Below are 20,101 nucleotides of genomic sequence, written 5' to 3'. Positions count from 1 at the left end.
AAGATTGCCATTTTGGGTGAAGCTAATATTCATAAATAAACTTAAGGGTGAAAATGAATGAAAAAAAATGTACATGTAGTAGGTGCAATTATTGAAAATGATAAGCACGAAATTTTTTGTGCGTTAAGAAATCCTAATATGGTACTAGCAAATTATTGGGAATTTCCCGGTGGTAAAATCGAAGAGGGCGAATCGCCTGAACAAGCTTTAACTCGTGAAATATTAGAGGAATTTAATTGCTCTATACAAGTTGAGGAAAAGGTTGAAGATACCATTTATGAATATGAAAAATTTATCGTACGCTTAGAAACATTTAAAGCGTCGATTACAAAGGGAGAGCCGGTCCTGCTAGAACATACTGAAATTAGATGGGTCCCTCGAAATGAACTTCTAAATCTTAATTTTGCCCCCGCTGATATTCCTGCGATCAATAAAATACTTGCAGAAGAATAGTCTTCACCAATCAGGCTTTTATGGGCAGTTTATGCGGGAGAAAAGAGCAGCAATGTTTAGATTACCCTCTGCATTCTGCTCTTTCTTTTTTGAATTGTCCCTCATATCAATTATGCCTCGGCATAATTGCGTCCGGAATCATAATGGTGTTAAAGCCATTTTTTATTTACCGGAATACTTTGAGGAAAATTAAATACATTAAACGGATCGTATTTTCCCTTTACTTCTCTAAGCATTCTAAGGTTACGACCATAATAGGCAGTTGGCCAATCTTTTATAAAACGATCTGGAAAATTCACATAATCACCAGTAGTGTAAGGTGACAAAGCCCTTCTTAAATTCTCCACCCACTGAATATTTCTTTCTTCTTCTTTAGGCTTTTTCCATGAAGTATTATACTCCTGGGCAATTAAAGCATTTCTATAATAGTAAGCTGTTCGACTTGACGCAATTTGACTAACCGCACCTCTAAGAGATTGCTGCCAAATGGTCGTATCTCTATTAGGAGTGTTCATTAAAAATTCTTTCATTTTTACAATAGCAACATGAGGGAGTGGCCTTTCAATAAAGGATCCAGATCTTTTACGAAGAGCTGGTTTGTTGCCGCTCGGTAAGTCAAAAAATTCTACAGCCTTAATATACGGAACTTCCTTTATCCATACATTCGTCGGTGAACCTGTTTTCCTTAAAGGACGGAGTAATTTCTTTAACTCAGATGCTGTACCTATAAACTCACCTTGAGCAACAATTTCGCCCACTTCCTTAGATTTAAGCTCAATCTGTGAGGTCAAGCGTTCATCTGTAGAAGGTGCCCATTTTTGCCATGCATCAAAGGCTCGTTCAAAATCCTCCCATCCCCATGTAATGGAGAAAATTGATACGTTAGAAATAGGATGCAGTTTAAATGTAAGCGCTGTAACGATGCCAAAATTCCCTCCGCCCCCACCACAACTAGCCCAAAATAAATCACTATTTTTCTGCTTGTTAGCTTGGATTACTTCTGCTCCTTCATGACCGCTTGCAACAACCATTTCAAGTTCAAGTAAATTATCACAAGTTAGCCCAAATGGACGCGATAGCATGCCAATTCCGCCACCAAGCGTCAAACCAACAACCCCTACACTACCTTCAGTTCCTGCTGGTATTGTAAAACCATTTTCCCATAATACCCGATACACTTTTCCTAAATTAGCACCCGCTTCAATTCTCGCTGTCATATCTTGCAGGTTAATGGTTATGTCATTCATATCACTAACATCTATAACAAGACCTTCATTTAATAATGAATAATTTTCATAGTTATGTCGCCTACTTCTGATTCGAAATGGCTCATTATTTTCTCTCGCCCATCTTAATGCGTTGATAACGTCTTTCGTATGTCGACAAAATACAATGATACTCGGAAATTTGGGATTATTTAAGTTATTATTTGTTCTTGCTTGCTCATAGTCCGGATCTTCAGGGGTAACAATTCTTCCTGTGAGCTTTACTTTCTTCAAAATACAGCTCCTCTCTCTAATGATGCCATGCATATGTTTTATCCTATGCATATCACTTGAAAAGAATATGAAAATCGAAATTTTTATCGCTTAAAAATGAAAGATAAATGCTCATTCTCTTTATTCATACATATGATGCTATATTGAAACCACTAAGGAGGTGTCCTAATGATTATTCATGTGGTGAGCGCTGGTGAAACACTTTGGCAAATTGCAAACAGCTATTCAGTACCTATTAATTCCATTATCGAATTAAACGCTTTATCTAATCCAAATCAATTAGTAATCGGACAATCACTCGTTATCCCTTCTCCTTACACAACTCATATTGTAAAAAGGGGTGACACCTTATGGTCGATCGCCCAACAATATGGGGTGACTATGCAATCGATTATTACAGATAATCATTTAACGAATCCAGATGTTTTAACACCTGGAACTAGACTAATTATTCCACCTACGACACATATTGTGCTACCAGGAGAGACTCTATCGCAAATTGCCACGCAATATGGAACGACTGTGCAAGCAATTGTTTTAGAAAATGAAATTCCAAATCCGAATATGATTTATGTTGGTACACATTTGATTATTCCAAGAGCAAAGCCTTCCATTGAAGTAAATGCTTATACGTATCAAGAACCTAAAGAAGCTGTGCAGTCGATTAACGCAATCGGTCATCTACTAACTTATTTTAGCCCCTTTGCTTATATGATGAAGGAGGATGGAACACTACAGCCTATAAAGGATAAAGAAATGATCGATGCAGCTATTGCCAAAAACATTACACCTATGCTGACACTTACGAATTTCTCTTCCACAGAAGCCGGTTCCAACTTATCACATGTTATTTTATCTAGTGCAGAATTACGGGAGAAGGTTATCAATAATACTTTGCAAGTGATGCAGGAAAAGGGCTATAAAGTTCTAAACGTTGATTTTGAAAACGTTCTTCCAGCAGATCGAGAGAATTACAACACTTTCCTTCAATTAGCTGTTGATCGTCTTCATCCAAAAGGGTTCCTAGTTTCAACGGCACTTGCGCCAAAAACGAGCGCAACGCAGGCAGGGACTTTATATGAGGCACATGATTATGAAGCACACGGAAGAATTGCAGACTTTGTTATTTTAATGACATATGAGTGGGGATACCGACTTGGTCCACCACAAGCCATTTCACCCATTAACGAAATGAGAAAAGTTGTGGAATATGCTTTATCAGTTATGCCTGCTAACAAAATATTTTTAGGCTTTCAAATTTATGCTCGCGATTGGCTTCTACCGCATGTTAAAGGTCAGGAGGCAGAAACATTCAGCTCTCAAGAAGCACTTAACAGAGCAATAATACATGGCGCAACCATTCAATATGATAGGACCGCACAGTCACCGTATTTCCGTTATGTTGATGAACAAGGTAAAAATCATGAGGTATGGTTTGAAGATGCTAGAAGTGCACAAGCTAAGTTTGACATGACGAAGGAATATAATCTTCGAGGTATTAGCTATTGGGCATTAGGTTTTCCTTTCCCACAAAACTGGGCACTATTAAATAATGATTTTTCCATCAAAAAGGTTTCTTTATAAACGTGGGGTGATTTCTGGTAGACCAGGCACTTTCCAGTGGGTGTCCGATGAACCACTTTGGTCAAAAAGTTGTTGATTACAAAGGCGATATTATGGCTAAGTATGTGCATTTAAGGCTTATTTATTAACCCAAAAAGTTCTAATATCCACAATAAATCCTTACCTTTCCCTAGTTTTTCCCATGATAAAAAAATCAATTCAAAGCCATATTAAGAAATATCTAAACGAAAGGAGCAACTGAACATGGGAAGAGACAATAAACAAGGTAAAAGCGCCAACAAAGGGTCATTGCCTCAAACGCCAAAAAACCAAAAAATAGCGCCAGATAAAGTTAGTGAAGAATTTTCTCAAGAGTTTATGAACATGATTAATTCAGTCACTAAAGAAGGCAAGACGAAAAAATAAGGGGGCCTTCAAGTGGATTATACACGTGCACAAGAAATTGTCGCCTCACCAAAAGAATATGAAGTAAGCTATAATGGCGTATCTATCTGGATTGACACGCTTCATGATGATGGTAAAACAGCAACTGTCCATTTACGTCGCTCTTTAGAGGAACGATCTGAAGTGGACATAGGAGAATTAAAGGAAGAGTACCTCGTACATTAGATTTTTATCTCAAATAAAAAAACTGCTTACTTCCTTTGGTGAAGTAAGCAGTTTTCATGTTTATTATGTCAATAAAATTTCTATTAAATAAAGTATGGCACTTCGTCAATCGAGTGTTTGATCAATTTTTCACCTCTGATAATCCCAACTTTAAATGACGTAATCCTCTTCATATTTAAACTCTGTTAAAATATCTCTTGCTCGATTGTGTAACTCGTTAAAGGTATTGGAAATCTGTTCAGCAGAAATCGGCTTACTAAATAAATAGCCCTGTATATAATCGCAATCACCGTCAATAAGGAAAGCAAGCTGCTCCACTTCTTCAATTCCTTCGGCAACAACCTTTAATCTCAAATGCTTCGCCATTGATAAAATCATAGAAACGAGCGCTTCATCATTTGGATTATGTTGAATATTTCGAACGAACGCCCTGTCAATTTTTAAACAATCGATCGGAAAATCTTTTAAATATGAAAGTGACGAATACCCTGTCCCAAAGTCATCAACAGCAATTTGAATTCCAATTGCCTTTAATTCATGAAGTAGCTGTGTCATTTGATCGATATTCATCGTCATACTTTCCGTAATTTCTAACTGTAAATATTTTGGTTCTAAATTTGTTCCTTGTAAAATCTCTTGCACCATTTGCACTAAATCTTGCTGGAATAATTGTCCAAGCGACAAATTTACGGCAACCTTCATTGGTGGCAATCCTTGCTCTTTCCACGCATTCGCTTGAAAGCATGCCGTCTCTAAAATCCATTTTCCTAATGGAATAATAAGGCCAGATTCTTCTGCAATTGGGATAAACAACTCAGGTGAAACAAAACCACGAGTTGGATGACGCCAACGTACTAGCGCTTCCACCGATTCAATTTTACCCGTTTTTAAATTTACTTGAGGCTGAAAATCCAAGTAAAATTCTTCATTAGCTAATGCTTTATGGAGTTCTTGCTCAATCAATAAACGATCAGCAAGGCCATTTGACATATATGGCTTATAAAAAAGAAATCTTTGAGGTATTTGTCTCGCTTCCCGCATCGCTAATTGAGCATGCATTAAAAGCTCTTCACCTGAACAATCTTCTTCATGCATTGCAATCCCAATATTAAGATTCCCATTAAGTGGAAATAATTGTACTTGTAATGGTTTTTCCATAGCACTCTTCAAGTTCAAGCAAAATTGTAGCAACTCTTCTCTTGTCCTCACATGATTTATATAAATAATAAACTGCCCCTCACGAAGCTTTGTAGCAAAATAATGAGGAGGTAATATGGCTTGAATTCTCTCAGCTACGAGCTTCATCATTGTATTAGAATAGCTAATACCTATAGATGAGCGGATACCAGCAAGGCGATCAATCTCTATTGCAATGATTGCTTTTTGACGACTATTATCATGTAAATCCTCTTTTAAGGTTTTCAAAAGTAAATGTTCATTTGGAAGCTTAGTAATATCATCATGATAAGCTTGAAAATGAAGTTCCTGCTGTGAATGCTCAAGATCTCGCTTTGTTTTTAAAAGTTGTTGATATGGTCTTGCAACAGTTGTATAGTAGATTGCTTTTAGGAAAAAGTAGAAGGCTAAAAATTGATAAATTAATGCTGAAAAGCCCCAAATTGATTTCAAATCTTTGATGAACGCAAAGAAAACATCACTAATAATTAAATAAAATGCTGCGCTAATTAGCCACATAACTCGTTTAGGCAGCTTTCCTTTCTTACTTAAAATCACTATCGTTACACCTTGTAAGACAGCAGAAAATAAATGAACAATAGCATTTGCTTTAAGCAACAATTGTTCTTCAAGTGAAAAATATTTCGAAGAGAAATACACTAGAAAAAGGCTCAGTAGTACAAATAATAAAGAACTTCTATATGTATAATTACGATCATTCATCGTTAAGCGTTTTTTTGGCTTTAAAATAATAAAGAGAAAACCGATTGATAAGCATAAACGCATTATTAAATCCAACCATATTTCCAAATATAGTGTTTCAGCCATTGGATTTTGAGCGATAACCAAGTTCACGAATTCAAACAAGGCGATGATAAAAAATAAATTACCTATGTATAATGTTTGATTCGATAATAAGTGTGAAAAAACGAGCCAAGATTGAATAGCGATTGCCATTGTAAAAACAATAATTAGTACTTGTATAATCAAATTCAAACAAATGTAACTTTCTTCCTTAAAAAATCCAAATACCTGATTACTTAAACCTAATAGTGGCAACACTAGCAATAGTGGCAATACTATATACCAAACCTCTTTCTTTTCCATCTCTAATTGATTCAACCTTTTCTCCAACAAAAACCCTCCATACCAATATATATCAAATTAGATAGGTAATATGATCTATCTTAAGGGGAAATAAAATTAAAAATTGTATATTTTTTTGACTTATTACAAATCATAGCATTTTTATTGGAATTTGTATGCAAATATAACTTCTTTCAGCAGATGTCCCCCACCTCTATAGGTCGTGAGATGAATGCGGGTTTAAATCACTTTTCAGCGTGTCCAAACAACCGCCGAAAGAAGTTAAAGCCTCCGGCGGATGTCACGGAATCGGAAAGGAGTTCACATAGGATGTTAGCCTAAAATCATCGCATCCTTGCGATAACGGCTAACTGACCTGCATCGGTAAAAACGCCACGTCCTGTGGCATTACCGAAATGACCGACATCGTGTCGGCCATCACGCAGGCCTAAGCACAAAGCCGATTCCGGACGCAATTATGCCGAGGCATAATTGATAAAGTATGCCAATATTCATTTTTTTGAAATTAGCATACCTTTAACGCTCTATTCGTCTGTAGAATATAACATCTCGCGAAGATTAATCATTATTCGTGTGCGTCTTTTTTTAACAGCGTCCACAGATAAACCTAGTTCTTTAGCTATTTCCAAATAGCTATAACCTTCTACATAAAAAAGTAGTAATATTTTTCTTTCTTCAAATTTTAAATGAGACATAATACAGTCTATAAGCACTGGACTTCTTTCATTCATTTCATGATCTCGAATATAATTTATCGTTTCATTATCCATAGGTGTGTTCATATTTTCAAAACTCTTTTCTTTTGAAAGCTCTTTTAAAATTTCTCCTTTAACGGTTGTATAAATATAAGCAGAAAACAGCCCTTTTGATTGATCTGCTTTACGCCAAGCCTCCCACACGGCTATGGATGCTACATGACGATAATACTCAAAATCCTTATAAATGTGGCACCTTAACAAAATCGACGTTATCATCGGCTGGACTAATTCTAATACTTCATCAAATGGTTGTTCAGGTAATAACTTTTGTTTATTATGCTGTGTTGTCATCCTATTGTCCTATCGACTGTGCACAATCCATTATTCCTAGGTGCCTCTATCTTAGTTATTATGCAACGAGGATGTCGAACAGCCCTTTTGTCAATAGGATGAGAAAGTTTTTATAAGTCCTTTTTAATATTTATACATAACAACAATATGATATTTCAAAAATCATATCTTTTAACTGTAATTCTATACATATTTCTTAAAAGGTTGGACAAATTACTACTAAGGAGGCGAAATAGATGAATTTTCAAATAAGAGATGCGATTACGACAAACGTACATGGTCAATCAGCGGCCGAATTTAAGGATATTGTCGAAGATGCAATTAGCCGTGGTGAAGAGCATTTACTTCCAGGGCTTGGTGTGTTTTTCGAAAAATGGTGGCAGCAATCTAGTCCTACTGAGCAGGATGCATTTGTTCAAAAACTTGAAAAAGCCTTTGCTCACTAATTTTTTATAGACAGTTCATTCCATTTCCAATAAATGCATGATAAAGTTTAACTTATCAGAAAATTAGGAGGGATTGGAATGACTGTTGCTGTAGAATTAATAATAAATCAACTAAAAAAGGTTTTATCTGAAGAACAGGTGTCAACAAACGAAACGGTGCGACAGCTACATGGAAGGGACGAATCTCATCATACAATCAGCTTACCAGATATCGTTGTCTTTCCTCGTTCCACGGCCGACGTCAGTGCCATCTTGAAAATTGCACATGCGGAACGTGTACCAGTCGTACCTTTTGGTGTTGGCTCAAGCTTGGAAGGAAATGCAATTCCCATTGCAAATGGCATTTCTATCGATTTCTCTGAAATGAATGCTATTTTAGAAATTCGACCAGATGACCTGCTTGTGAAAGTACAACCAGGTGTAACACGTACCCAATTGAATAAAGAGTTAAAAAAACATGGACTTCAATTCACAGTTGACCCTGGTGCTGATGCTACTCTTGGTGGAATGGCAGCAACTAATGCCAGCGGGACAACAGCAGTGCGCTATGGTGTTATGCGCGATCAAGTAAGAGATTTAGAGGTTGTACTCGCAGACGGTTCAGTCATTCATACCGGTAGCTTAGCAGCAAAATCTTCTTCTGGTTATCACTTGAATGGCCTTTTCATTGGCTCTGAGGGTACGCTAGGTTGCTTTACAGAATTGACTTTACAAGTCTATGGTATACCCGAATTTGTAACGGCGGGACGTGCAGTTTTTGCGACAGTTGGCGATGCTGTCGGTGCAGTAACCGCATTGTTGCAAGCGGGCATTTCAATTGGCCGTGTTGAACTGGTCGATGAAGCCTCTATCAAACAAGCAAATATTTATAATGAAACATCCTATGATGAAAAACCAACACTATTTTTAGAATTTCACGGAAATAAAGCAGGTATGCATGCCGATATAGAATTTTCTAGAGAAATTTTTGAGGACTTTGGCTGTCTTACGGTTGAATTTGAACAAGACAATGCAGCACGGAATAAGCTCTGGGAGGCGCGCCATTCATTGGCCTATGCATATATCCATGCTTATCCAGGGAAAAAGCTTATGTCGACTGATGTTTGTGTACCGATATCTATGCTTGCTGAATCCGTTTTATATGCTCGTGAACAACTTGAGGATATTGGTCTAGCAGGTGGGATAGTAGGTCATGTTGGAGACGGTAACTTTCATGCCTTGTTAATGTTAGATCCAAACGATGCCGAGGAGCAAGCAAAAGCCAATCGCTTCAATGAACATATTGTGCACTTTGCTTTACTGCGTGGTGGCACTTGTACTGGTGAACATGGTGTTGGTATTGGAAAAATGAAATATCAGTCTACAGAGCACGGAACATCTCTATTAGTGATGAAGAGCATAAAGGCAGCACTTGATCCACAAAATATTATGAATCCTGGAAAAATTTTCAGCATGTAAATTCATTATTCTTTCAAACATAAAACCCGTTGATGTCAAAATCAACGGGTTCATTTTTTACAGTTCATAGCGGAAGCTTTTTACTAGCTTCTGTCCTTTATAAAATTCCTTTGATTCGTCTCGTTCGAAGCCTAGCGATAAGTAAAGATTAATAGCAGCCTGCATAATATCGCCTGAGTGCAAATATAATGCTTGATCCTGACGATTACGTGCAAAAGTAAAGCTTTCATGCAATAATTTTTTAGCAACACCTAGCCCTCTTCCTTTAGGATGTACGCCAAGTAAGCGCACAATGGTAGACTTTATGTTAAGCTCTGGCAAACCATACGCTTTTTCAGAATCTGTAAATAATTGCAGTCCCCCTAAAATCTCATCGTCACGCTTTGCCACTAAAATTGTTTCTGCATTAGTATTACCAACAGATGCCCGAATATCACTTAAGTATGAAGCCCAGTCCTCTGGGTTATCATATTCTTTTTCATATTGTGCATAACTTTCTACTAGAACCTCTAAATATCGTGCATAGTCTTCCTCTTTCAAATGTTCAATCACTATTTCAGCTACTGTCATCGTTCAATCCCCTTTCTAGACTCTATTTAAATGCCGCCCTTACTATAGGCAGTTACTCTTTTTTCAATACGATGTGCCAACCATTCAACGATAGCTGAAACACCCCAATAAATTAGCCCAACAGCGATAAATGCCTCCAAAAACTTTAAATTAATAGAGGCAATAATATTCGCAACTCCTGTCAACTCTTTAACCGAAAGGAAAAAAGCTAGTGACGTCGCATGTAAGAAACCGATAAAGACATTTGTGAAGTTAGGTATGGATTTACTAAATGCTTGGGGTAGAATATAGCGTCGCATCGCCTGTGAAAATGTTAAACCGACTGCATAAGCTGCCTCTAGCTGTCCCTTAGGTACACTTAAAATTCCGGACCGAATTATTTCGGAGGCGTAAGCTCCTGCACTTAGCGTCAAAGCCAAAATAACAAAAAATAAAATAGGGATAGAGCTTGATTGATACTCTATCTTTAAAGCTTTTGCAATGACATCTACCACAATTGGTATGCCAAAATAAACAAGCATAATGTGCATAATGATTGGTGTGCCTCTAAAAAAAGATACGTAAAAATTCAACAATGGTGCGAGAATTTTTGTTTGTTGTATCCGAACAAAAGCAACTATTATGCCGATTAAAATGCCCAATACGACAGGCGTAACTGTCAAGAATAAAGTTAACGGCAATACTTTACTAATTTCTATTAAAGCTTCAAAAATAAAAGCAAAATCTATTGTCATAGCATTTCCCCCTAGCTAGATGCAGCTTCCTTTGGCATATATCGATTAAGATACCGTTCATTTCGCTTTAAACCCTTTTCTAGTAGCATAACAATGACATAATAAACGATGGATAGCGCCAAATATATCTCCAGCGCCCTTGTCGTTGAAGCGATAAGAGTTTCTCCACGTCCCACCATATCCATGACACCAATTGAAAATGCTAAAGAGGTATCCTTTAATGAACTAATCATTGTATTTGTCATATTTGGAAAGGCAACACGAATCGCCTGAGGGAGAACAATCCGTAGAAAGGCCTGTATTCCACTGAATCCAACTGAATAAGCTGCCTCCATTTGTCCACGATCAACTGTTAAAATAGCCGCTCTAAAAATCTCAGCGAACGATGCAGCATTGCTCAAAGTATAAGTAATAATCACAAAATACATAGCATCCATTCTTGTTACATCAATATGCACAAGCTTTAATAATGCTGGTATACCATAAAACACTAAAAACAATTGCACTAAAATCGGCGTACCTCGAATAAACGAAATATAAATCGTTATGATTTGCTTCAGAACTGGTATGTGTAACAGCTTTGGAATGGCGATCACTATACCAAGCAGCATGCCAAAAAAAGTGGCAAATACTAAAATTTCGAGTGTTACTGGTAAATACTGAAGCAATATTGGAAGTACTTTTGCAATTAGTGTGAAGTCAAAGTCATTAGCCATACTTCCTTCTCCCTCTCCTATTTCGTTTAGAAGTCTACCGAATAATCGTCACCTAGCCATTTCTTACTTAGCTTACTAATGACGCCTTCTGCTTTTAACTCTCGAATTGCATCATCAAGTCGCTCCTGTAAGACTACCTCGTCTTTGTTTAATAAGAAGTAAACTTTTGAATTCAATAAAGCATCTCCTACAACCTTCTCCTGCGCTTTATTGCTTTCGTTATAGTACTTCACTGCAAATGGTGTTGTAATGATTGCATCGATTCGACCAGTCGCAAGTTGATTGTGAACATCGACCGAGCCGGACGAATAGACAATATTAGCGCCTAAATTATGCTCCTTATTATATTTCTCTAGAAAGACAGCAGAGTTACTCGTTGGTGAAACACTAACGTTTTTCCCCTTCAAATCATCAATGGATTGAATAGAATTGTTTTTTTCATTGACTGTTACTTTTAATGGGAATACATTATAAGGCTCTTTATTAAAGAGGAATTTTTCCTCTCGTTCACTATTAACTTCCATTTGATGGGCAATAAAGTCAATCTTTCTTGTCTCTAAACTTAGTAATAAATTTGAAAATTCCATTGTTTTAAATTCAAACTCATATTCTGGTAGCTTCTCATCAATAGCGCGCACAAGCTCCACATCATAACCTGTTAAATTCCCCTTGTCATCAATGAAGCAGATATTTGGAAATTGGGTTCCTGTACCGACAATAATTTTTTGAACTCCCTTTCCACCTTGTGCTGCATTATTTTCACTAGTATCCCCTTCAGATTTTTCAGAACTTGTACAAGCTGTTAAAAGTAAAACTAGCAACAATAGTAAATAACATGATAATTTTTTCATAGAATCCCTCTCTTCTTATGCATGCGACGGTATATCAACAGCAAGCCCTGCTTTTAAATGTTCCAGCCCAATTTCTGTTACTGCATTAAAAACACCATTTGATCCAATTTCGACAACCGGAACATAACGGATACCATATTTTGTTTCAAGGATGTCACGGAATGCATCATTATGCGTTACATCCACTGTTTTGTAAGAAATGCCTTGTTGTTGTAAATATGTTTTCACTTCATCACAATAACTACAGCCTTGCTTTGACCAAACAATTACATCTATATTTTTTGCCATATTCATTTCCTCCTTAGCTTACCGCTTCCTTTTGCTGTAAATAGACTGGACTTAATAGCTCAAATGATCTTTCCCGTTCAAATTCTTTCAATACAGGTGTATGCAAGATAAACTCATCAATTTGATAGCGCACATGATAGTCATCTAGTATCGTTTTAATATCTTCCGGAGTACCATATAAAATATCTGCATCATATTGCATCACCGTAAATGACTCTCCAGATTCCTGACCAAATTTCTCTGCAAGTTCTACTGATTGTAATGTAAGGCTTCTGCCACTTGCTAAATGCACCTTCGTAATTTTTTGATCACCAATTAACTCTTTCGCCTCTTCTTTTGTAGGAGCTGCAAGGGTTGCGATGGAAACGGCAAAATGCCCGTTTGGATGATGCGTGCGATAAGCTGTAGCTGCTTGTGCTAACACATCATTATCACTATTAATAAATCGAGCAAAGACGAACGCAATGCCTAGTGAGCCTGCAAGAGCGGCACTTTGAGGACTTGCCCCAAGTAAAAATAATGCTGGCTTTACCTTTGGAATCGGTGTTGCCTGTACTCCATATAACTCGTGCTCTGCTGGTACTGTTTGCTCAATTAATTGCTGTAAAAATGTTAATCTTTCCTCAAAATCTTCGCCTTTATTGAGCGTGCCAAATTGCAATGCCTTCGTAGATAGAGGTAAACCGCCCGGTGCTTTCCCTATGCCTAAATCAACGCGCCCTGGCTCCAACGATGCGAGAACATGAAAATTTTCTGCTACTTTGTATGGGCTGTAGTGCTGTAGCATCACTCCACCCGACCCAATATTGATAGACTTTGTTTTAGCAAGGAGATAAGATACTAATACCTCTGGAGATGACCCCGCTAATGTATCTGTATTATGGTGCTCTGACACCCAAAAACGTGAGTAGCCCAATTGCTCTGCTTTTTGTGCTAGAGCCACTGTTTTTTGTAAGGTCTGCTCATTTGTTGCGTCCTCAATAATAGGACTTTGATCTAAAATACCTAATGAATAGCTCATACATTGCCTCCTTAAATACATTTATTCGTATACATTTACTAGGTTTTTAGACAGACTGTTTGACATAACGGCTTTCTTTAAATGGTAAACCTAAGTTACCACGTAATGTGTCAGCCTCATATTCTTCACGGTATAACCCTCTTGCTTGTAAAATCGGCACAACCTTGTCTACAAAATCATCCAGTGCTCCAGGTACAGTAACGCCTATAATAAAGCCATCAGCCGCCTCTTGCTCAAACCATTCCTGCACGAGGTCAGCAACATGCTCTGCTGTACCAAAGAATGCTGTTTTTGGGGTTGCCTCACGTAACGCTACTTGTCGCAATGTTAGCCCTTCTTGTTTGGCATATTTTTTAATATAATCAGTCGTACTTCTAAAGCTGTTTGCTCCAATATCACCAAGCTCTGGGAACGGTGCATCTACATCATATTGTGAAAAATCATGATGATCGAAATATCTTCCAAGATAAGCAAGTGCACGTTCTATCGAAACAAGCTCAACAATTTCCTGATACTTTGCTTCTGCTTCTTCAAGCGTATCGCCAATTATCGGAGAGATTCCTGGAAAAATTTTAACTTCATCTGGATTGCGTCCAAACGCCGCAACCTCAGTTTTTACCCTTTTATAAAATTTCTGTGACTCTTCTAACGACGCACCGTGCGTAAAAATTGCGTCTGCATCCTTTGCTGCTAATCGAATACCTGCATCTGAAGAACCCGCTTGGAAAATAACGGGCTGCCCCTGCTTAGAGCGTGCAATATTTAGCGGACCTTGTACTGAAAAGTAGTTGCCCTTATGATTTAATGTGTGCAGCTTATCTGAATCGAAAAACACATCATTTTCTACATCTGCAATGAAAGCATCATCTTCCCAGGAGTCCCACAAGCCCTTTGCTACTTCTAAATATTCCTCAGCAATTTGATAGCGCTCAGCGTGACTAGGATGCTGCTCAATAGTTTTATTGTAGTTTAAGGCAGTACTTTCTAATGGTGTCGTTACGACATTCCACCCTGCACGCCCCCCGCTAATATGATCCAAAGAGGCAAATTGACGTGCAACTGTAAATGGTTCGCTATAGGAGGTTGATACAGTACCTACTAACCCGATGTTTTTAGTTGCTACTGCTAGCGCCGATAAGATTGTTATTGGCTCGAAACGATTTAAAAAATGAGGAATAGATTTTTCATTGATGAATAAACCATCTGCAATAAAAGCAACATCAAATTTCCCCTGCTCAGCCTTTTGTGCCTGTTGAATATAAAACGGCAAGCTTACACTTTGATTGCTAGCCACCTTAGGATGTCGCCAACCTGAAATATTGCCACCTACACCATGAATAATAGCCCCAAATCGAATTTTGTCCTGTCTCACCATATTATTTCCTCCTCAAACTTTATTTTTACTAAACATAGTGGTTAAGTATGTTTTACGATTAAAAAAATATTTTATTTATGGTTTTTCATAAATAAAATGGGATTGAGGAAGATAATACCGTTCATTTATCCAATTTGCAATAGGCTACATAATAGAAAAAATTTACTGTCTTATAAAATATTTTATCAATTCGAATTTTCTTGAATGCTTTCGAATTCCACAGCTGTATCGTATATTGTTTTCAAAAAAGCTGGTGCCAGCGTCTCTTTATTTTTATACGTTAAAAAAATGTGTTGATTCATATCCAGTAAATGCTTCACATCAATCTCAACAAATTCCCCACTTTCAAGCTCCTTTTTTACACAGAGATGTGGTAAGAAGCTCATATATTCTCTCGTACGAATAAATTCTTTCGCTACCTCTAAATGATCCGTTCGCACTTCAATATTTGCTGATACGCCCTCTACCTCAAACATTTTATGCACATAATTCCAATCAAAAGCCCCACATTCAAAAAACACCATTTTCTGTTGTGCCAGTTCCTTTGCTTTCATTAGATTTTGTTGTATAAATGGGTGCTCACGATGCATCACAAGTTTAACAGCATTACTTAATAATAGCTCGTTGCAAATTCCTTCCTTATGCACGTATTGAACAAGACCAAGATGGATTTGATGACTTTGCAATTTCTCTAAAATCACTGCTGTTGAACCTGTGACAATCTGAAAGCGCAAATGAGGAAAATCCTTCTTCCATTTAGGCAATGCGTAAGCTAAAAAATACTGTGCTGTGACCCCATTTGTACCAATGCACACCTCATCAGACTCCTTCGTTTCCTCTAATTGTTTCTTTCCCCGTTCGAAGGTTTGCACAATCTGTGTCGCAAACGGTACAAAGTCCTTGCCTTTATCCGATAATATTACACTTCGCCCATCTCGATGAAATAACTCTACATTTAACTCTCGCTCCAATGATTTAATACGCGCCGTTACAGTCGGTTGAGATAAAAACAATGCATTTGCGGCCTTATGAATACTTTTATAATGCACTACATATAAAAATGCTTCGATATGGTCAATATTCATGTGAAGCCCTCCTCAAATTACTTATTTATCCTATTATATAGATAATCGTTTTAATTCTCTATAAAAGATTGGAAAACTAGGAATTTTATTTTCAACAAGAAAAAAAGTAACCTAGCGTCTCCCAGGTTACTTTATTATGTAGCGATGTGGTCATCCATCTTGATAACATACATCACGCGCGGCTTACATCCCTCTGTCTGCAACCACTGTTATGCTATTCACATTGACACCCCCTGTTACCAATATGAACTCTATCTCTATAGTATTTCTCAATCTGATAATGCTTGGCGTCTGTTTATTTATTGCATTAAGCCAGAATTGATGCTAGCACTGCTTTTTGTGCATGAAGTCTATTTTCTGCTTGCTCAAAGATGTAGGAATTTGGGCCATCAATAACAGATGACGCTACTTCTTCTTCACGATGAGCTGGTAAACAGTGCAGGAACATATAATTCGGTTTTGCGTATGCGACAAGTTCATCATTAATTTGATAATCTGCAAAGTCTTCTAGTCGTTTTGCAGCCTCCTCTTCTTGCCCCATCGACGTCCATACATCAGCGTACACTACATCCGCGTTTATAACCGCATCTATAGGATCGTTTGTAATTATAATAGTACTACCATTTGCTGCTGCGGTAGCCTGTGCTTTTGCGATAACATCTGCATCACATTCATAGCCAACTGGCGTTGCCACTGCCACGTTCATTCCTACATGCGCAGAAGCGACTACTAATGAGTGCGCCACGTTGTTGCCATCTCCAACATATGCAATTTTTAGTCCTTTTAATTTACCTTTATTTTCAGCGATCGTTTCTAAATCCGCTAAAGCTTGGCATGGATGATAAATATCCGTTAGTCCATTGATAACCGGTATAGATGCATGCTCTGCAAGCTCCTTCACCATTGCATGCGAGTTCGCACGAATCATAATACCATCTAGATAGCCTGATAACACATGTGCTGTATCATAAATCGATTCACCGCGACCAATCTGTAAATCACGCGCATGCATAAACATACCTTTGCCACCCAATTGATTCATACCTACTTCAAATGAAATACGAGTACGAGTTGAATGTTTTTCAAAAATCATGCCGAGTGTCTTACCTTCTAGTAGCTTCGGACATTTCCCTTCTTTAGTAATCATTTTCAGCTGTGTCGCTAATTCAACTAACTGTTGAACCTCTTGACTCGTATAGTCTAGCAAGGTTAATAGGTCCTTACCTTTTAAGCTAGACACTAACTTTAACTGTACTTCCTCAAGTAATTTCATAGCCTTCTCTCCTTGTTTCGTTGCTGTTGGACTTAGTATAGCAAATGCATAATTATAAAATCAACTGAATTTTTATGTTTATTTTAAAAAATTAGAATTTTATCTTTAAATGTGTCTAAAATGCGGATAATAGAATATTTATGCATATTTCATCTTCAATCGCATATTTAAGAGAATTGCACTATTGGTAATAATTAATATATATTCGGTATTTAGGTGGTAAAATATACGGATAAGGAATTGGTGCATCTTTTAAGTCCTCTTCAGACGAATGGTCCGTTCAAACTTATTAACAAAGTTAATGGATACATCCGCAGGCACTGTAAGCCAATTAGTAAATTGGCTGGAGCAAGAAAAAGAACAATGAATAAAAAGGATCGTAGAGAGGTTATTATATAGCTAGATGAACGAGGACATATTTATTTTCAAAAGCAGGAGGAAATTGAGCTTGCTATTATTTATAAAAATTATACAAAGCTAGATTTGTTACAATTAAAGTACATACTTTTGAAATTACATTTTATTATTTCAAAGGAGCAGGAAAAAATAAGTGTTCTTAATGGAGGAACTATTGTGGATTTACATGATTTAAAGAAGGACATATTTAAAATTGCTTATCCCTATATAAAAACTCGTCCAAATGTTGCCTTATCCATTGGTATCATTTATCAAGGCCAAGAAGCTACTTTTATTTTCAGTGGCTCGGGTTTTAAGCTGGAAGAAAAGCCTTATATATATGAAGTTGGATCAATTTCTAAAGTTTTGACTACATCCATTTTAGGGGAAATGATTCAGGAAGGAAAAGTCCATGTAGAAGATTCCATTGGCAAATATTTTTCCGCAATTCTAGACAATCATCCCGTCACACTCAAACGTTTAGCAAATCATACTTCTGGATTACCAGGAATAGGTGTGCTGAAGAACATTTACAATGTTTTTGACGCGCAAACACCTCGTGATACTTTTTGTCAATATTCACTGAACGAGACTATACATTATTTTAAAACGCACACCGACGAGCCAAAAGTTAAATTTAGATATTCTAACGTAGGAATGGGGCTTTTAGGATATATTTTAGCCAATACACTGCATACTGATTATGAAACAGCGATCAAACAACGATTAACAGATCCTTTAAATATGCCAAATACATTTATCTCTATCCCTTCTGATAAAGCGGAGACAGTATTGCAAGGATACACGATCCTTGGACATAAAAAGCCACCGCTCCAAATGAATGTCTTTATGGCAGCTGGGGCAATCCGTTCAACTGTCAATGACCTTTTAAAATTTATGAAAGTACATTTAAGTGATGAAAATTTAGGTTATACATTAACACATCAAGCTACTGAAACCTTTTCAGAAAATATAGGTATTGGTCTAGGATGGCAACTCGATCACAATATCATTTGGCATAACGGTTCGACGAAAGCTTTCTCTAGCTATTTAGGGTTTGATAAAACACAACAAACAGGCGTTGTTGTTCTCTCTAATTATCGATCGCCTATATTTGCGGCAAACCCTAGTCAAATTGGCAAGGATATATTGCAGCTTTTACAGGTTAAATAAACAATTTATATGATTACGTGAATTTATCGCCTAACTTTTTAAATTTATCGACATAAAAAAACAGCCCCCAAACATTTAAGTTTGAGGGCTGTTAGAGTAAAAATATCTTCAACGAAAATTCCATATTATTAAAATAAGACCACATCAATTTTTAGTATCTTTTAACTGTGTATCCAAATAAAATTCTTCGTCATTAATATTAGCTCTGTGTGGCGTCTACGGTTATGTAAGTATTGCTATAAAGAAGCATATTAATATTTTTTACATTCCACAATTTCCTAAATTCATTAATAGGAACTTTTCGATTATAGCTATTGTTATCATCATTACAATTCACCCGTTGCCTTAATGATTCTGAAAGGTAGACATACTCCTCGTCATATCCTACGACAGGGACAAAATGCAAATTATTACGATCTTTATGTACTTTAATAAAAACAATTACGGGAGTTCCTTTACTAACTTCGTACTTTAATGTATTTATATTTCCTTTATAATAGCTTGTTTTAAATCCCTTTTTTCTTAACACCGTACGGATTCCCTTTGGATATACATTGCCTGACCACATTTTACTAGGGAAATTAGTATATAACTCATCACCATCGGCCTCCATTCCAAAATGACGCAACACATATGCTGTTGAAAATGCTGCACATTCCCTTTTGTTCTGTATATCTATCCTATTATTTCGGTTAATTAGATAGTTAGCCGGATAATCTCTTTTTCGTAAAACAGGTATGGGTAATGTCATTAAATATGCATTAATAATAGTTGATATAATAATCCATAAAATAGCTGTTCTAACTATAAACACACTACTCCCCCATTGCTTTGCGTCCATATCGCAACATTATTCTAAGTCCTTCTTTCACTAACCTACCTCGTTGTTTGAATAACTGAATAATCAGTTATTATGTCTAGTGTAACATATTCACAAATATTGGTGTGTGGGAGTTGGGAATCAGTAACAAAAGTAATTGACCGTTACAACAGTCGAGACGATAAGGGCTAAATGTCTTAGAAGTTTATTCAACTATAAAGCACAGAAGTTCATGGGAAAATTCATATACAATACTCAAATTAAATAGTGAGCCATATCGAGGCAGTACATAAGGGGAAATTTATCATCATCTAAACTGTGTGAATAGATAAAGATATTTCATAGAGGGCTACATTCGAATTACAGAAGAAGCCATTGAGAACAGCATTAAAAGTATCTTTCTTCTAAGCTGTTTGGG

20 protein-coding genes are annotated in these 20,101 nt (G+C 36.9%); 7 read left to right on the top strand and 13 right to left on the bottom strand.

The window, feature by feature from the left end; translation table 11 throughout:
- Window positions 1-57 precede the first annotated feature (57 nt).
- Window positions 58-453, top strand: coding sequence for a (deoxy)nucleoside triphosphate pyrophosphohydrolase (locus ACIQLB_RS05690; protein ID WP_400722177.1), 396 nt, complete (start codon window positions 58-60; stop codon window positions 451-453).
- A gap of 149 nt (window positions 454-602) precedes the next feature.
- Here ACIQLB_RS05690 and ACIQLB_RS05685 read toward each other — a convergent pair whose 3' ends face one another.
- Entirely contained in the window at window positions 603-1,952 is a 1,350-nt protein-coding gene (locus ACIQLB_RS05685; RefSeq protein ID WP_400722174.1) for an FAD-binding oxidoreductase, read from the bottom strand.
- Window positions 1,953-2,120: 168 nt separating this feature from the next.
- Between ACIQLB_RS05685 and ACIQLB_RS05680 the strand changes: the two genes are divergently transcribed.
- The 3 genes from ACIQLB_RS05680 to ACIQLB_RS05670 all read left to right on the top strand — a co-directional run bounded on the left by ACIQLB_RS05680 (window position 2,121) and on the right by ACIQLB_RS05670 (window position 4,145).
- Window positions 2,121-3,536 carry a LysM peptidoglycan-binding domain-containing protein gene (locus tag ACIQLB_RS05680; RefSeq protein WP_400722171.1) on the top strand — a complete coding sequence of 472 codons (1,416 nt, stop codon included), beginning with the start codon at window positions 2,121-2,123 and terminating at the stop codon, window positions 3,534-3,536.
- Window positions 3,537-3,779: 243 nt separating this feature from the next.
- Window positions 3,780-3,941, top strand: coding sequence for a YfhD family protein (locus ACIQLB_RS05675; RefSeq protein WP_142508843.1), 162 nt, complete (start codon window positions 3,780-3,782; stop codon window positions 3,939-3,941).
- Window positions 3,942-3,953: 12 nt separating this feature from the next.
- The gene (locus tag ACIQLB_RS05670) at window positions 3,954-4,145 is read left to right on the top strand and encodes a small, acid-soluble spore protein, H family (RefSeq protein ID WP_400722166.1); all 192 of its coding nucleotides are present in this window, start codon (window positions 3,954-3,956) and stop codon (window positions 4,143-4,145) included.
- Window positions 4,146-4,295: 150 nt separating this feature from the next.
- On the opposite strand, the gene ACIQLB_RS05665 is transcribed toward ACIQLB_RS05670, so the two are convergent.
- Both ACIQLB_RS05665 and ACIQLB_RS05660 read right to left on the bottom strand, forming a co-directional pair.
- The gene (locus ACIQLB_RS05665; RefSeq protein ID WP_400723073.1) at window positions 4,296-6,428 is read right to left on the bottom strand and encodes a bifunctional diguanylate cyclase/phosphodiesterase; all 2,133 of its coding nucleotides are present in this window, start codon (window positions 6,426-6,428) and stop codon (window positions 4,296-4,298) included.
- Between the two features lie 524 nt (window positions 6,429-6,952).
- Window positions 6,953-7,477, bottom strand: a complete 525-nt coding sequence (locus tag ACIQLB_RS05660; protein WP_400722163.1) for a sigma-70 family RNA polymerase sigma factor — start codon at window positions 7,475-7,477, stop codon at window positions 6,953-6,955.
- 236 nt (window positions 7,478-7,713) lie between these two features.
- Here ACIQLB_RS05660 and sspI point away from each other — a divergent pair, with 236 nt between their 5' ends.
- Window positions 7,714-7,923: a small acid-soluble spore protein SspI gene (gene sspI, locus ACIQLB_RS05655; RefSeq protein ID WP_132357157.1), complete on the top strand. Its 210-nt coding sequence runs from the start codon at window positions 7,714-7,716 to the stop codon at window positions 7,921-7,923.
- Window positions 7,924-8,001: 78 nt separating this feature from the next.
- Complete coding sequence (locus ACIQLB_RS05650) at window positions 8,002-9,381, top strand: FAD-binding oxidoreductase (protein ID WP_400722159.1); 1,380 nt, start codon at window positions 8,002-8,004, stop codon at window positions 9,379-9,381.
- Between the two features lie 57 nt (window positions 9,382-9,438).
- Here the strand turns inward: ACIQLB_RS05650 and ACIQLB_RS05645 are convergent, their stop codons facing one another.
- The 9 genes from ACIQLB_RS05645 to argF form a co-directional block, all read right to left on the bottom strand.
- Window positions 9,439-9,951 (bottom strand): GNAT family N-acetyltransferase, encoded by a 513-nt coding sequence (locus ACIQLB_RS05645; RefSeq protein ID WP_400722156.1) that lies wholly within the window; start codon window positions 9,949-9,951, stop codon window positions 9,439-9,441.
- A gap of 26 nt (window positions 9,952-9,977) precedes the next feature.
- On the bottom strand, window positions 9,978-10,685 hold the full coding sequence (locus ACIQLB_RS05640; protein WP_400722154.1) for an amino acid ABC transporter permease: 708 nt from the start codon (window positions 10,683-10,685) through the stop codon (window positions 9,978-9,980).
- Window positions 10,686-10,696: 11 nt separating this feature from the next.
- A complete protein-coding gene (locus ACIQLB_RS05635; protein WP_400722151.1) occupies window positions 10,697-11,401 on the bottom strand; it encodes an amino acid ABC transporter permease in 705 nt (234 codons plus the stop codon).
- A 26-nt stretch (window positions 11,402-11,427) separates the two neighbouring features.
- Window positions 11,428-12,252: a transporter substrate-binding domain-containing protein gene (locus ACIQLB_RS05630; RefSeq protein ID WP_400722148.1), complete on the bottom strand. Its 825-nt coding sequence runs from the start codon at window positions 12,250-12,252 to the stop codon at window positions 11,428-11,430.
- A gap of 15 nt (window positions 12,253-12,267) precedes the next feature.
- Window positions 12,268-12,540: a glutaredoxin family protein gene (locus ACIQLB_RS05625; protein WP_400722145.1), complete on the bottom strand. Its 273-nt coding sequence runs from the start codon at window positions 12,538-12,540 to the stop codon at window positions 12,268-12,270.
- Window positions 12,541-12,553: 13 nt separating this feature from the next.
- Complete coding sequence (locus tag ACIQLB_RS05620) at window positions 12,554-13,561, bottom strand: LLM class flavin-dependent oxidoreductase (protein ID WP_400722142.1); 1,008 nt, start codon at window positions 13,559-13,561, stop codon at window positions 12,554-12,556.
- 46 nt (window positions 13,562-13,607) lie between these two features.
- Entirely contained in the window at window positions 13,608-14,936 is a 1,329-nt protein-coding gene (locus tag ACIQLB_RS05615) for an LLM class flavin-dependent oxidoreductase (RefSeq protein ID WP_400722139.1), read from the bottom strand.
- Window positions 14,937-15,121: 185 nt separating this feature from the next.
- A complete protein-coding gene (locus tag ACIQLB_RS05610; protein ID WP_400722135.1) occupies window positions 15,122-16,021 on the bottom strand; it encodes a LysR family transcriptional regulator in 900 nt (299 codons plus the stop codon).
- 307 nt (window positions 16,022-16,328) lie between these two features.
- Complete coding sequence (gene argF, locus ACIQLB_RS05605; RefSeq protein WP_400722132.1) at window positions 16,329-17,294, bottom strand: ornithine carbamoyltransferase; 966 nt, start codon at window positions 17,292-17,294, stop codon at window positions 16,329-16,331.
- Window positions 17,295-17,867: 573 nt separating this feature from the next.
- On the opposite strand from argF, the gene ACIQLB_RS05600 reads away from it, so the two are divergent.
- A complete protein-coding gene (locus tag ACIQLB_RS05600; protein WP_400722129.1) occupies window positions 17,868-18,863 on the top strand; it encodes a serine hydrolase domain-containing protein in 996 nt (331 codons plus the stop codon).
- Between the two features lie 199 nt (window positions 18,864-19,062).
- On the opposite strand, the gene ACIQLB_RS05595 is transcribed toward ACIQLB_RS05600, so the two are convergent.
- The gene (locus ACIQLB_RS05595) at window positions 19,063-19,677 is read right to left on the bottom strand and encodes a cysteine peptidase family C39 domain-containing protein (protein WP_400722126.1); all 615 of its coding nucleotides are present in this window, start codon (window positions 19,675-19,677) and stop codon (window positions 19,063-19,065) included.
- Window positions 19,678-20,101 lie beyond the last annotated feature (424 nt).

The sequence above is a fragment of the Lysinibacillus sp. NPDC092081 genome, assembly GCF_044755845.1.
Lineage (GTDB): Bacteria > Bacillota > Bacilli > Bacillales_A > Planococcaceae > Lysinibacillus.
Note: the sequence above shows the minus strand (reverse complement) of the source record. Positions and strands in the feature narration are given on the sequence as shown.

Excerpts from the sequence above, each read along its gene's own strand:
- ACIQLB_RS05680 (WP_400722171.1), top strand. The coding sequence starts at position 2,121 with ATGATTATTCATGTGGTGAGCGCTGGTGAAACACTTTGGCAAATTGCA.
- ACIQLB_RS05675 (WP_142508843.1), top strand. The coding sequence starts at position 3,780 with ATGGGAAGAGACAATAAACAAGGTAAAAGCGCCAACAAAGGGTCATTG.
- ACIQLB_RS05645 (WP_400722156.1), bottom strand. The coding sequence starts at position 9,951 with ATGACAGTAGCTGAAATAGTGATTGAACATTTGAAAGAGGAAGACTAT.
- sspI (WP_132357157.1), top strand. The coding sequence starts at position 7,714 with ATGAATTTTCAAATAAGAGATGCGATTACGACAAACGTACATGGTCAA.
- ACIQLB_RS05665 (WP_400723073.1), bottom strand. The coding sequence starts at position 6,428 with ATGGAAAAGAAAGAGGTTTGGTATATAGTATTGCCACTATTGCTAGTG.
- argF (WP_400722132.1), bottom strand. The coding sequence starts at position 17,294 with ATGAAATTACTTGAGGAAGTACAGTTAAAGTTAGTGTCTAGCTTAAAA.
- ACIQLB_RS05650 (WP_400722159.1), top strand. The coding sequence starts at position 8,002 with ATGACTGTTGCTGTAGAATTAATAATAAATCAACTAAAAAAGGTTTTA.
- ACIQLB_RS05690 (WP_400722177.1), top strand. The coding sequence starts at position 58 with ATGAAAAAAAATGTACATGTAGTAGGTGCAATTATTGAAAATGATAAG.
- ACIQLB_RS05640 (WP_400722154.1), bottom strand. The coding sequence starts at position 10,685 with ATGACAATAGATTTTGCTTTTATTTTTGAAGCTTTAATAGAAATTAGT.
- ACIQLB_RS05615 (WP_400722139.1), bottom strand. The coding sequence starts at position 14,936 with ATGGTGAGACAGGACAAAATTCGATTTGGGGCTATTATTCATGGTGTA.
- ACIQLB_RS05660 (WP_400722163.1), bottom strand. The coding sequence starts at position 7,477 with ATGACAACACAGCATAATAAACAAAAGTTATTACCTGAACAACCATTT.
- ACIQLB_RS05610 (WP_400722135.1), bottom strand. The coding sequence starts at position 16,021 with ATGAATATTGACCATATCGAAGCATTTTTATATGTAGTGCATTATAAA.
- ACIQLB_RS05620 (WP_400722142.1), bottom strand. The coding sequence starts at position 13,561 with ATGAGCTATTCATTAGGTATTTTAGATCAAAGTCCTATTATTGAGGAC.
- ACIQLB_RS05635 (WP_400722151.1), bottom strand. The coding sequence starts at position 11,401 with ATGGCTAATGACTTTGACTTCACACTAATTGCAAAAGTACTTCCAATA.
- ACIQLB_RS05630 (WP_400722148.1), bottom strand. The coding sequence starts at position 12,252 with ATGAAAAAATTATCATGTTATTTACTATTGTTGCTAGTTTTACTTTTA.
- ACIQLB_RS05625 (WP_400722145.1), bottom strand. The coding sequence starts at position 12,540 with ATGGCAAAAAATATAGATGTAATTGTTTGGTCAAAGCAAGGCTGTAGT.